This window comes from Salmonella sp. SJTUF14076 (assembly GCF_015534835.1).
Lineage (GTDB): Bacteria > Pseudomonadota > Gammaproteobacteria > Enterobacterales > Enterobacteriaceae > Salmonella > Salmonella enterica.
Window position 1 is genome coordinate 2,231,859 of record NZ_CP064674.1, and the last position, 12,690, is coordinate 2,244,548.

General features: G+C 55.3%; 13 protein-coding genes and 1 other annotated feature. Of the genes, 4 read left to right on the top strand and 9 right to left on the bottom strand.

Translation table 11 applies throughout. The annotated features are described in order from the left end of the window. Positions 1 to 57: 57 nt before the first annotated feature. The 6 genes from trpA to trpL all read right to left on the bottom strand — a co-directional run bounded on the left by trpA (position 58) and on the right by trpL (position 6,725). Positions 58 to 864, bottom strand: coding sequence for a tryptophan synthase subunit alpha (gene trpA / locus HU143_RS10870; RefSeq protein ID WP_023227058.1), 807 nt, complete (start codon positions 862 to 864; stop codon positions 58 to 60). Continuing rightward, positions 864 to 2,057: a tryptophan synthase subunit beta gene (gene trpB / locus HU143_RS10875; RefSeq protein ID WP_000209485.1), complete on the bottom strand. Its 1,194-nt coding sequence runs from the start codon at positions 2,055 to 2,057 to the stop codon at positions 864 to 866. Before trpB ends, trpA begins: the two co-directional genes overlap by 1 nt. 9 nt (positions 2,058 to 2,066) lie before the next feature. Then, on the bottom strand, positions 2,067 to 3,425 hold the full coding sequence (gene trpCF, locus HU143_RS10880) for a bifunctional indole-3-glycerol-phosphate synthase TrpC/phosphoribosylanthranilate isomerase TrpF (protein ID WP_023227059.1): 1,359 nt from the start codon (positions 3,423 to 3,425) through the stop codon (positions 2,067 to 2,069). Between the two features lie 3 nt (positions 3,426 to 3,428). Beyond that, positions 3,429 to 5,024, bottom strand: a complete 1,596-nt coding sequence (trpD, locus tag HU143_RS10885; RefSeq protein ID WP_000763489.1) for a bifunctional anthranilate synthase glutamate amidotransferase component TrpG/anthranilate phosphoribosyltransferase TrpD — start codon at positions 5,022 to 5,024, stop codon at positions 3,429 to 3,431. After that, a complete protein-coding gene (gene trpE, locus HU143_RS10890) occupies positions 5,024 to 6,586 on the bottom strand; it encodes an anthranilate synthase component I (RefSeq protein WP_023227060.1) in 1,563 nt (520 codons plus the stop codon). The genes trpD and trpE overlap by 1 nt, the downstream gene beginning before the upstream one ends. A 22-nt stretch (positions 6,587 to 6,608) precedes the next feature. Beyond that, positions 6,609 to 6,704, bottom strand: a sequence feature (Trp leader region). After that, the gene (gene trpL / locus HU143_RS10895) at positions 6,681 to 6,725 is read right to left on the bottom strand and encodes a trp operon leader peptide (protein WP_010989026.1); all 45 of its coding nucleotides are present in this window, start codon (positions 6,723 to 6,725) and stop codon (positions 6,681 to 6,683) included. Its footprint overlaps the feature before it by 24 nt. Before the next feature lie 121 nt (positions 6,726 to 6,846). Here trpL and rnm point away from each other — a divergent pair, with 121 nt between their 5' ends. From rnm to rluB, 3 genes are all read left to right on the top strand, one after another. Continuing rightward, positions 6,847 to 7,728 carry an RNase RNM gene (gene rnm, locus HU143_RS10900; protein WP_000500450.1) on the top strand — a complete coding sequence of 294 codons (882 nt, stop codon included), beginning with the start codon at positions 6,847 to 6,849 and terminating at the stop codon, positions 7,726 to 7,728. A 7-nt stretch (positions 7,729 to 7,735) separates the two neighbouring features. After that, positions 7,736 to 8,356: an L-threonylcarbamoyladenylate synthase gene (locus HU143_RS10905; RefSeq protein WP_000077249.1), complete on the top strand. Its 621-nt coding sequence runs from the start codon at positions 7,736 to 7,738 to the stop codon at positions 8,354 to 8,356. Between the two features lie 100 nt (positions 8,357 to 8,456). Further along, positions 8,457 to 9,332: a 23S rRNA pseudouridine(2605) synthase RluB gene (gene rluB, locus HU143_RS10910; RefSeq protein ID WP_001291233.1), complete on the top strand. Its 876-nt coding sequence runs from the start codon at positions 8,457 to 8,459 to the stop codon at positions 9,330 to 9,332. A gap of 86 nt (positions 9,333 to 9,418) precedes the next feature. Here rluB and cobO read toward each other — a convergent pair whose 3' ends face one another. Both cobO and HU143_RS10920 read right to left on the bottom strand, forming a co-directional pair. Continuing rightward, positions 9,419 to 10,009: a cob(I)yrinic acid a,c-diamide adenosyltransferase gene (cobO, locus tag HU143_RS10915; RefSeq protein WP_001278856.1), complete on the bottom strand. Its 591-nt coding sequence runs from the start codon at positions 10,007 to 10,009 to the stop codon at positions 9,419 to 9,421. After that, entirely contained in the window at positions 10,006 to 10,767 is a 762-nt protein-coding gene (locus tag HU143_RS10920) for a YciK family oxidoreductase (RefSeq protein WP_023227061.1), read from the bottom strand. The genes cobO and HU143_RS10920 overlap by 4 nt, the downstream gene beginning before the upstream one ends. A 237-nt stretch (positions 10,768 to 11,004) precedes the next feature. On the opposite strand from HU143_RS10920, the gene sohB reads away from it, so the two are divergent. Beyond that, entirely contained in the window at positions 11,005 to 12,051 is a 1,047-nt protein-coding gene (gene sohB, locus HU143_RS10925; protein WP_000422082.1) for a protease SohB, read from the top strand. Positions 12,052 to 12,092: 41 nt separating this feature from the next. On the opposite strand, the gene HU143_RS10930 is transcribed toward sohB, so the two are convergent. Further along, positions 12,093 to 12,344: a YciN family protein gene (locus HU143_RS10930; protein ID WP_000548616.1), complete on the bottom strand. Its 252-nt coding sequence runs from the start codon at positions 12,342 to 12,344 to the stop codon at positions 12,093 to 12,095. Positions 12,345 to 12,690 lie beyond the last annotated feature (346 nt).

Below are 12,690 nucleotides of genomic sequence, written 5' to 3' on the forward strand. Positions count from 1 at the left end.
CTGGTTCGGCGCCAGCCACTCATTAAGCCGCCAGCGTTATGCTGACGGCTTAACCCGTTATGCGCGGCTGGCGGCTTTCATGGCTGAGACAAAGGACCTGAGCTCCGCCAACATCTGTTCGGGAGACGCGAGGTTTTTCTCGATAATATTGACAATGGCTGAGCCGGAGATAGCGCCAGCCGCCCCGGCACGCACGGCCGCAGACACCTGTTCCGGCGAGGAGATACCGAAGCCCTGTAACGCAGGCGCGGCATGGTACTCTTTAAGCTTCTCAATGAGATGATGCAACGGCAATGCGCCACGGTTTTCCGCGCCGGTGACGCCCGAACGCGAAAGCAGGTAGGTGTAACCGCGGCCGTAAGATGCGACCTGGCGCAGAAGATCGTCATCCGCATTTGGCGGGCAGATGAAGATCGGCGCGATATTATGCCGTAACGCCGCCTGGCGGAAGGGGGCCGACTCTTCAACCGGGACATCTGCGACCAGCACGGAATCTACGCCAACCTGTTCACAACGGGCATAGAACGCATCTATGCCGTTATTGAATACCAGATTCGCGTACATTAGCAGGCCAATCGGAATGGTCGGGTGTTTTTCACGAATCAGCGCCAGCATTTCAAAACACTGAGCCGGCGTGACGCCAGCGGCGAAGGCGCGTAAGTTCGCATTCTGGATGGTAGGGCCATCGGCCAGCGGATCGGAGAAGGGAACCCCCAGCTCCAGAGCGTCGGCGCCAGCGTCAATCAGTGTGTCGATAATTTTCAGTGACTGTTCAATGCCAGGGTCGCCCAGAGTCACGAAGGGGACAAAAGCGCCTTCCCGGCGATCGTTGAGCTGTGCAAATAAATTTTCGTAGCGTTCCATCAGATCTCCCCTCGCGCTTTCAGGATATCGTGTACGGTAAAGATGTCTTTATCTCCGCGGCCAGAGAGATTGACCACCAGCAGTTGCTCTTTTTCCGGCTGCTCGCGCATCATTTTCAGAGCGTGCGCCAACGCGTGGGAGGATTCCAGCGCCGGGATAATTCCCTCATGGCGGCACAACGTTTTGAAGGCTTCCAGCGCCTCATCATCGGTAATGGAGACATAATCCGCGCGTCCGATGCTGTTCAGGTACGCATGTTGTGGCCCAACGGATGGGAAATCGAGCCCGGCGGAAATGGAATATGACTCTTCAATTTGCCCGTCCGCTGTTTGCATCATCGGCGCTTTCATCCCGAAATAGATGCCAACGCGACCATGTTTAAGCGGCGCGCCATGCTCGCCGGTTTCAATACCGTGACCGCCAGGTTCAACGCCTATTAGCCCGACGCTGGTATCATTAATAAAATCCGCAAACATCCCGATAGCGTTTGAGCCGCCACCGACGCAAGCGATAACGGCATCTGGCAGACGGCCCTCTTTGTCGAGGATTTGCGCTTTCGTCTCTTCGCCAATCATGCGCTGGAACTCGCGAACGATGGTGGGATAGGGATGCGGTCCTGCCGCCGTGCCGAGCATATAGTGCGCGGTTTCGTAACTACCGGACCAGTCGCGCAGCGCCTCGTTACAGGCATCTTTTAGCGTAGCGGAGCCGCTATGAACCGGGATGACCTCAGCGCCCATCAGACGCATACGGAAGACGTTCGGCGACTGGCGCTCAACGTCTTTGGCGCCCATATAGATACGGCATTTCAGACCCAGCAGGGCGCTGGCGAGTGCAGAGGCGACGCCGTGCTGGCCGGCGCCGGTTTCAGCGATAATCTCGCTTTTCCCCATCCGTTTGGCCAGCAGCGCCTGACCCAGTACCTGATTGGTTTTGTGTGCGCCGCCGTGCAGTAAATCTTCGCGCTTTAAATACAACGTGGTACGCGTACCGGCGGTAATGTTCTGGCATTTCGTCAGTGCGGTGGGGCGTCCCGCGTAGTTTTTTAGCAGATCGGCGAATTGCGCCTGAAATTCAGGATCTTTTTGCGCGCTGACGAAGGCCTCTTCAAGCTGGTTCAGCGCAGGCATCAGGATCTGCGGCACATACATGCCGCCGAATTCACCAAAGTAGGGATTGAGAAGTGTTGTCATGTTTTTTCCTTAATATGCGCGCAGTGTCTGAAAAACTGAGGCCAGAAGACGAGCATCTTTGATGCCCGGCTGTGACTCCACACCTGAATTAAAATCGAGACCGGCACAGCCGACTTGCGCCGCCTGGACGCAGTTATCGGCCGCCAGCCCGCCCGCCAGTAACACATCATCCAGCGGTTGCCCCTGTAGCAGTGACCAGTCGAAGCGCTGCCCGCTGCCGCCTTGCCCATTGTCGAAAATGTATTTATCGATATGGTGATAATTGCGCGCGGGAAGGGCATCGCTAACGCTCAGCGCCTTCCAGATTTGCACCTGTTTGGGCAACGCCTCGCGCAGCGCGTTGACATACGCCTGGTCTTCGCTGCCATGTAGCTGTACGGCAGAAAGCGCCAGGACGGCGGCTTTCTGGCAAACATCGGCGATATCAGCGTTCTGGAAAACGCCGACATACTGCAATGGCGCGCCGCTTATCACTTCTCGCGCCTGCTCAACGCTCACCGCGCGCGGAGATGAGGGCACAAAAATCAACCCGCCATATATTGCGCCAGCGTCACAGGCAGCTTTGGCGTCCTGGGCGCGGGTCAGGCCGCAGACTTTATTTTCGCCAAGCAGCACGCGACGGACGGCGGCGTTAAGATCGTCATGCGCCATTAACGCGGAGCCAATTAAAAAACCGTTGGCGAAGTGGCTCAGTTCGCGTACCTGACCATAGGTGTTAATCCCGGACTCGCTGATGACAGTCACGCCGTGGCCCAGTTTTGGCGCCAGCTGGCGGGTGCGATTCAAATCAATCGACAGATCGCGCAGATCGCGATTGTTGATACCTACCACTTTTGCGCCTAACGCTATCGCGCGCTCCCGTTCTTCGTCATTACTGACCTCCGTGAGCACGCCCATTTTCAGACTGTGCGCGACGGCGGAGAGTTGGCGATACTGTTCGTCATCCAGAACCGAGAGCATCAGTAAACAGGCATCGGCCTGATAGTAACGGGCAAGGTAGATCTGATAGGGATCGATAATAAAATCCTTACACAGAATCGGCTGCGGCGCGCTTTGGCTAACGACCGGCAGAAAATCGAAGCTCCCCTGAAAATATTTTTCGTCGGTGAGCACCGAGATCGCCGAGGCGTAATGTTGATAAATACTGGCAATACGCGCCGGATCGAAATCATCGCGAATCACGCCTTTTGATGGCGATGCTTTCTTACACTCCAGAATAAAGGCGGTACGCGCGCCCTGGAGCGCATCATAAAAATGGCGTGTACTTGGCTGGATCTCATTTTGAAAACTGGCCAGCGGCTGTTGCTGTTTGCGGGCTTCTACCCAAATCGCCTTGTCTGCGACGATTTTCGCTAAAACGGTTTGCATTATTTACCCTCTTGCCGCCAGTGCGGTGACTCTGTCATATGCGGTGCCGTTGCGCAGAACATCAAGCACGGTTTGCGCGTTGGCCTTGAGATCTTCCTGACCATGCAGACGCATCAGCATCGCCACGTTGGCGGCGACGGCGGCCTCATGCGCGGCATCGCCTTTACCTTGTAATAACCGCGTCAGAATGTCACGGTTTTCTTCCGGCGTGCCGCCAGCCAACTGATCCTGATGGTAAGGCGTCAGGCCAAAATCCTCCGCCGTAAGTTGATAGCTTTTAATTTCGCCGTCATGCAGCTCCGCGACAATCGTCGGCGCATGGAGCGAAACCTCATCCATGCCGCCGCTATGTACCACCGCCGCGCGCTGATAGCCCAGTACCCGTAAGGTTTCCGCAATCGGCAGCACCAGTTCCGGGCTATAGACGCCAATCAATGCCAGCGGCGGATGCGCCGGGTTGATCAGCGGGCCGAGTACGTTGAACAGGGTTCGCGTTTTTAACTGTTGGCGAACCGGCATCGCGTGACGGAATCCGGTGTGATATTTCGGCGCAAACAGGAAACAGACGCCCAGTTCATCTAACGCCTGACGTGATTTATCGGCGTTCATATCCAGATTAATACCGAACGCCGCCAGCAGATCGGATGACCCCGATTTGCTGGACACGCTACGGTTGCCGTGTTTCGCCACTTTCAGTCCACAGGCCGCTGCGACAAAGGCGCTGGCGGTAGAGATATTGATACTGTTACTGCCATCGCCGCCGGTACCAACGATATCCGCAAACAGATAGTCCGGGCGCGGGAACGGGGCGGCATTTTCCAGCAACGCAGTGGCGGCGCCGGCAATTTCATTGGGATGCTCGCCGCGAATTTTCATGCTCACCAGCGCGGCGGCGAGCTGTTCAGGCTTAAGTTCGCCGCGGACGACCGCCGAAAACAACTGATGGCTCTCTTGTTGCGTCAGAGTTTGCGCCTGATAGAGTTTCTCCAGAATCGGCTGTAGGGTGTTGGTCGGTTCCAGCTTTTGCTGCGCCCAGGCTAATGTTTGCTCCAGTAGACGCGCGCCCTGTGTCGTCAGGATGGACTCAGGATGAAATTGAAAACCGCAAACGCGATCCGCATCATGACGTACCGCCATCACCATGCCGTTGAAATGGGCATTAATGGTCAGCCCGGCAGGAACATTACTGCCGACCAGCGAATGATAACGCGCGACCGGTAGCGGATTCGCCAGCCCGGCGAACATCGCCTGACCGTCATGCTCAATGCTGGAGGCTTTGCCATGCAGGATTTCTCCCGCCTGACCGACATAACCGCCGTAAGCTTCGACAATCGCCTGATGCCCCAAACAAATGCCGATGATCGGTAACTTGCCGCGTAGTCGGGTCAGCAGCTCCGGCATACAGCCTGCCTCGCTGGGAACGCCCGGACCGGGGGAGAGCATTAGCACCGGATTTTTCATTGTCGCCAGGCGATCGATAAGCGTCTGTGCCGGAATATGGTTACGGTAAATCACCACGTTATGACCGTTGGTCCGTAGCTGATCTGCCAGGTTCCAGGTAAACGAGTCGATGTTATCGAGCAGCAGAATATCAGCCATCAGAAGGTCTCCTGTGCATGATGCGCGGTGGCGATAGCACGCAATACGGCGCGCGCTTTATTACGGGTTTCATCGGCTTCAGACTGCGGAACCGAGTCCAGCACGATTCCGGCGCCCGCCTGTACGGTGGCGATACCGTTCTCCACCAGCGCGGAGCGGATAACAATACAGGTGTCCAGATCGCCATGGGCGGTGAAGTAACCGACCGCGCCGCCATAGCTGCCGCGGCGCTGTCCTTCCGCATCGGCAATCAACTGCATGGCGCGTACTTTCGGCGCGCCGCTCAGGGTGCCCATGTTCATGCAGGCGCGATAGGCGTGCAGCGCGTCGAGATCGTGACGCAGTTCGCCCACCACCCGGGAAACCAGATGCATCACGTACGAATAGCGGTCAACTTTTGTCAGATCGGCAACGTAGCGACTGCCCGGGGTACAGATGCGCGCCAGATCATTGCGTGCCAGATCGACCAGCATCAGATGTTCGGAAAGCTCTTTATGGTCGGTACGCATGTCCAGCTCAATACGGCTGTCGAGATCTCTGTCCAGCGTACCATCGGCGCGACGACCGCGTGGACGGGTACCCGCGATGGGGTAAATCTCAATCTGACGGCTGGCGGCGTCATATTTCAGCGAGCTTTCCGGCGACGCGCCGAAAAGCGTGAAATCATCATCCTGCATAAAGAACATATACGGGCTAGGGTTGCTCTTTTTCAGCACGTAGTAGGCAGCCAACGGCGACGGGCAGGGCAGTGAAAAGCGGCGCGACGGCACCACCTGAAATATCTCCCCCGCGCGGATGGCTTTTTGCAACTGGCGTACCACCGCGCCGAACGCGTCATCGCTCTGATTACATTCGCAGCGCATGTCCGGCACCGGCGTCACCGGCAACGGCGGAGCAGGCTGGGTTAACTGTTGGCTAAGGTACGCCAGGCGGGCGTTCAGGCGCTGTTTTTCCCGGTCGCTGGCGGTGAACAGACTGGCCTGAATACGGGTGCTTTTTTTCTGATGATCTATCACTATCAGCGTTTCCGCTAAATAAAAGCAGTAGTCCGGGCAGTTATTGCCAGCCTCAAGGTGTGGCAGCGCTTCAAAGCCAGCGACCAGGTCGTAGGCAAACAGACCGCCGAAAAACATAGCCTCCCGCTCGTGCGTCGGTATGTTCACCACCCCCTGTAACAGGCGGAACGCATCAAATACCGATAGAGAGCATAAACGGGCGTCTTCATCTAATAATGGGCTGACGGGCGGAAAGCGTAGAATGCGACCGGCAGGCAGGACTTCGTTCTCCACGCCAGCGGGCAGGGCGGTATCCAGTAGCGGCAATAACGAGGCGCCATTATCAGATAACGCCTGAATAGTGACAGTGTCACCTAAAGCGGTAATGCGCAGCGCGCTATCTACCAGCAGCAGGCTTTTTAAATCGTCTTTACTGTCGATATCCGCGGATTCCAGCAGCAGCGTTGCCGGGCGATCGCCGCAGACCTGGTGAAAAAGCGCCGTTGGGTTTTCCCGGTAGGCGGCATCGCAGGTCAATAGTTCGAGCGTGGGTTTTGGTGTTTGCATGGTTATTCTCATTATTTTGTTCAAAAAAAAGCCCGCTTAACAGGCGGGCCGGGTATCGTTTGGCTGATTACAGCTGTTCATACACCGCCCGCTATCAGGAAGTGCGCCACCAACCGTGTAATGCAAATGTCGCTGCCATTTTAGATACCCTCTTCATGTGAACTTTCGTACTAGTTAACTAGTTCGATGGAATAATGTCAACACCTATTTCAGTATATTTGCCGGAACCGTTATGATGTACATGACATACCTTTATCTCTATGGGAGCCGCCTTGAGCGACACGAATTACGCAGTGATTTACGATCTGCACAGTCATACCACGGCGTCCGATGGACTGTTGACGCCAGAAACATTAGTACACCGTGCGGTAGAGATGCGAGTCGGCACGCTGGCGATTACCGATCATGACACCACAGCCGCGATTCCTGCGGCAAGAGAAGAAATTTCACGTTCCGGGCTGGCCCTGAATCTTATTCCCGGCGTGGAGATTTCAACGGTCTGGGAGAATCATGAGATTCACATTGTGGGTCTGAATATTGATATTGCGCACCCGGCAATGCGCGATTTTCTGGCGCAGCAGACACAGCGGCGTCAGGCGCGTGGTCGGCTCATTGCGGAGCGTCTGGAAAAAGCCCATATTCCCGGCGCGTGGGAAGGGGCATTGAGACTGGCCAATGGCGGCGCGGTGACGCGCGGCCACTTCGCCCGCTTTCTGGTGGAGTGCGGCAAAGCCGCAACCATGGCGGATGTTTTTAAAAAATATCTCGCGCGTGGGAAAACCGGTTACGTTCCGCCGCAGTGGTGTACAATAGAACAAGCTATTGATGTCATTCATCATTCTGGCGGTAAGGCGGTGTTGGCCCATCCGGGACGCTACGACCTTAGCGCTAAGTGGCTGAAAAGATTAGTGGCATATTTTGCCGACCATCACGGCGACGCGATGGAAGTGGCGCAGTGCCAACAATCGCCCAATGAACGCACCCAACTGGCGACGCTTGCGCGTCAGCATCATTTATGGGCATCGCTTGGATCTGATTTCCATCAGCCCTGCCCGTGGATTGAATTGGGGCGTAAACTCTGGCTGCCCGCTGGCGTTGAAGGCGTATGGCAGACATGGGAACAGCCGCAAATATCACAGTGAGGGAAGTATGAGCCAGTTTTTTTATATCCATCCGGATAACCCACAGCAACGGCTGATTAATCAGGCCGTCGACATTGTGCGTAAAGGCGGTGTTATTGTTTATCCAACCGATTCCGGCTATGCCCTTGGTTGTAAAATTGAAGACAAAGGCGCAATGGAGCGCATTTGCCGCATCCGTCATCTGCCGGACGGTCACAACTTCACGCTGATGTGCCGCGATTTGTCCGAGTTGTCGACCTACTCCTACGTCGACAACGTGGCGTTTCGTCTGATGAAAAACAATACGCCGGGTAACTACACCTTTATCCTGAAGGGGACAAAAGAGGTGCCGCGCCGTCTGTTGCAGGAAAAGCGTAAAACTATCGGCCTGCGCGTACCGTCAAACCCGATTGCGCTGGCGTTGTTGGATACGCTGGGCGAACCGATGCTCTCGACGTCGTTGATGCTGCTTGGCAGCGATTTTACCGAGTCGGACCCGGAGGAGATTAAAGATCGGCTGGAGAAGCAGGTGGATCTGATCATCCACGGTGGTTACCTCGGTCAACAGCCTACCACGGTAATCGATTTGACCAATGACTCCCCGGTGGTGCTGCGCGAAGGCGTCGGCGACGTTACACCTTTCTTATAAGGGCGTAAGCCTGTATACTACGCGGCCTTAAAATGGCGCGGCAACGCGCCGTTCATTCTCCTGTTCGACGCCTGTGAAGGCGACACCTGAAGGAAGCTCTATGAGCGAAAAGTTACAAAAAGTGCTGGCGCGCGCTGGCCACGGCTCTCGCCGTGAAATCGAATCCATTATTGAAGCGGGACGTGTCAGCGTTGACGGTAAAATCGCCACGCTTGGCGATCGTGTTGAAGTCACTCCCGGTTTGAAAATCCGTATCGACGGTCACCTGATTTCAGTGAAAGAGTCGGCGGAACAAATTTGCCGCGTTCTGGCCTATTACAAACCAGAAGGTGAACTGTGTACCCGCAATGACCCTGAAGGGCGGCCAACCGTTTTTGATCGCTTACCGAAACTGCGCGGCGCGCGGTGGATTGCGGTAGGACGTCTGGATGTCAACACCTGCGGGCTATTGTTGTTTACCACCGACGGTGAACTGGCGAACCGCCTGATGCATCCTAGTCGTGAAGTTGAACGTGAATATGCCGTGCGCGTGTTCGGTCAGGTGGATGAATCGAAACTGCGTGATTTAAGCCGTGGCGTACAGTTGGAAGATGGTCCGGCGGCATTTAAGACCATTAAATTCAGCGGCGGCGAAGGCATTAACCAGTGGTATAACGTGACGCTGACGGAAGGGCGGAACCGCGAAGTTCGCCGACTGTGGGAAGCGGTAGGCGTTCAGGTCAGCCGTCTGATCCGCGTTCGTTACGGCGATATCCCGCTGCCGAAAGGCCTGCCGCGCGGCGGCTGGACTGAGCTCGACCTCGCGCAAACGAACTATCTGCGTGGTCTGGTAGAGCTCCCGCCGGAAACCTCGTCGAAGGTTGCCGTCGAAAAAGACCGTCGTCGTATGAAAGCGAACCAGATCCGTCGGGCGGTAAAACGCCACAGCCAGATAGCTGGCGGACGCCGCTCCGGTGGGCGTAATAACAACGGGTAATCTCTACCACGGTCTATAGGCCGAGAATCATCAGACAAGAGGGTTTGTGCCGGATGGCGGCGCAAACGCCTTAATCCGGCCTACGGTTAATAATCAATTCCCATCTGGGCTTTTACGCCCGCGTCGAAAGCATGTTTAACCGGACGCAGTTCGCTGACGGTATCCGCAAGATCAAGAATATCCCGGTGACAGCCGCGACCTGTAATAATCACCGTCTGGTGACCAGGGCGCGCGTTTAGCGCGCTTATGACCTCTTCCAGCGGCAAATAGTCATACGCCACCATATAGGTCAGCTCATCCAGGACCACCATATCAAGCAGCGGATCGGCCAGCATCCGTTTCCCATGCTGCCAAACGGCCATACATGCTGCGGTGTCTGCCTCGCGATTTTGCGTCTCCCAGGTAAATCCCGTTGCCATCACCTGAAATTCGACGCCATGCGGTTCCAGCAGATTACGCTCGCCGTTGGGCCAGGTGCCCTTAATAAATTGCACCACGCCTACGTTTTTACCGTGTCCTACGGCGCGGGCGGCAGTCCCGAAAGCCGCCGTGGTTTTGCCCTTACCATTGCCAGTAAACACGATAATAATACCGCGCTCTTCCTGTGCCTGGGCGACACGGGCGTCAACCCGATCTTTTACCTTCTGCTGGCGCTGCTGATAACGTTCATCACTCATTGGGCGATTCCTGGTTTACGGCCCGGTTGGGCGTCAAAGGTCATACCGGTTTTACGGCGACTGTCGTCGCCCATAAGCCACAGGTAAAGCGGCATAATATCGGCAGGCGTTTTTAATTTCTGTGGATCTTCCGTCGGAAAGGCGCTGGCGCGCATACTGGTGCGCGTGCCGCCCGGGTTAATGCAGTTAACACGCAGAGAACGGTTCTGGTATTCGTCCGCCAGCACCTGCATCATTCCTTCAGTAGCAAACTTCGAGGTGGCATAGGCGCCCCAGTTGGCGCGTCCCTGACGGCCAACGCTTGATGACGTAAAGACCAGCGAGCCAGCATCGGACTTCAGCAATAACGGTAACAGCGCCTGGGTGAGCATAAAGGTGGCATTAACGTTTACCTGCATGACATCCTGCCAGATCTGCGGATCTTGTTCGCTCATTGGACCGATTTCCCCCAGTAACCCGGCATTGTGCAGGACGCCATCCAGGCGGGGATAGTGCGCGGCGATGCGGTCGGCCATTTGCCGGCACTCTTCAGCGGTGCAGGTCAGCAGATCGAGCGTAAACCACTGTGGTTGAACATGTTGCTCGTCAGCAATGTGCTGCGCGACCCGACGCAGTTTCTCTTCGTTACGTCCCAGCAGAATCACCGTTGCGCCGTAACGCGCATACGTGAGCGCGGCTTCCCGCCCAATGCCATCGCTGGCGCCAGTGACCAGAATAATGCGGTTTTGCAATAGATCTTGTTTCGGTTGGTAATGCATGGCTACTCCTCAACGGTGTGGTGCACCGTCCTGCCAGGTTGTCTTATCTTCGCGTTAACTTTTCGGGTTTATGCCTGAAAGCGCCTTTTTTTTCAATCAGACAGGGGCGATAACGCCGTAAAATGAACGTCTTGTCATACTTTTTCTTCCTCAACAGGCATACGGATGAAGAGAGACTGACTTCGATGCCTGTTGTACACTGAGCGCAAGTCGCGTTATTTAATCAAGGTGGGAGTCGTGGAATTGTTGTCTGAATATGGCTTATTTTTGGCAAAAATCGTCACCGTTGTGGTGGCCATTGCCGTCATTGTGCTGCTGATCGTGAATGCTACGCAACGCAAACGTCAGCGCGGCGAGCTGCGCGTGACCAATTTGAGCGAGCAGTATCAGGAGATGAAGGATGACCTTGCTGCGGCGTTGATGGATGGCCATCAGCAAAAACTGTGGCATAAAGCGCAGAAAAAAAAGCATAAGCAGGAGGCGAAAGCCGCCAAAGCAAAAGCGAAGCTGGGGGACATTGCGACATCGGACAAACCGCGCGTATGGGTGATAGATTTCAAAGGCAGTATGGACGCTCACGAAGTTAATGCGTTACGCGAAGAGGTCACGGCGGTGCTGGCAGTGGCGAAACCCGGCGATCGGGCGGTTGTGCGTCTGGAAAGCCCCGGTGGCGTTGTGCACGGCTATGGCCTGGCGGCATCGCAATTGCAGCGCCTGCGCGATAAAAATATTCCGCTGACCGTGACGGTGGATAAAGTCGCGGCAAGCGGAGGCTACATGATGGCCTGCGTGGCGGAAAAAATTATCGCGGCGCCGTTCGCTATTGTGGGGTCAATTGGTGTTGTCGCGCAAATTCCGAACTTTAACCGCTTTCTCAAAAGTAAAGACATTGATATTGAACTGCATACCGCAGGGCAGTACAAACGTACCCTGACCTTGTTAGGCGAGAATACGGAAGAAGGGCGGCAGAAGTTTCGTGAAGATCTCAACGAAACGCACCATCTGTTCAAAGAGTTTGTGCAGCGGATGCGCCCGGCTCTGGACATTGAACAGGTCGCCACGGGCGAGCACTGGTACGGTCAGCAGGCGCTGGAGAAGGGGCTGGTTGATGAGATTAACACCAGCGATGAGGTTATCCTCGGCCTGATGGAAGGGCGTGAGGTGCTGAATGTACGCTATATGCAGCGTAAAAAACTGATCGATCGTGTTACCGGCAGCGCGGCGGAAAGCGCGGATCGGCTGCTGCTGCGCTGGTGGCAGCGTGGACAAAAGCCGTTGATGTAAACCGCTATTGCCGGATGGCATTCAGCGCCATCCGGCATGGATTAATCCACCAGGTGATACTTCTCAGACAGCACATGCGCCAGGTGTTTAAACATGTTAAACACCGCGGTGCTTTTAGGGGTCGGTAACCCTTGCTCGTCTAAAAAGTAATCGCCGCTGAAAACCAGCACGCCATTTCTCTGCGTTACGCCGGTGGCGACAATACCTGCCATCGTGTCTTCATGTTCCCGAATAATTTTGTTGGCTTCAAGCAACAGTGTTTCGCGATCGATAGGTTGCGTCTCTTTATGCATTTTTTACTCCTTAAACAAGGAGATTAGTCTACGCTGAGCACTTCTGATGGGCAAATATTCTCACAGGAAATTGATGGATTTGTCATGTTGCGTTCACTGGCAAGATTTGTTTTTGCATGCTAATAAAGTTGCGTATCGAATTTTATCAGGTACAGTGTGACGCTTTCGTCAATCTGGCAACAGAATTGCTTGACATTCGACCAAAATTCCGTCGTGCTATAGCGCGTGTGTGCAAAAAAGCCTGTTAACTCAGTCACCTGAGGGTTACATTTCGTACACAAAGCCAGTACAAGGGGTTGATATCCGCAGACGCAGAGACCATATATCGTTGTCTCGTCGCCAGTGG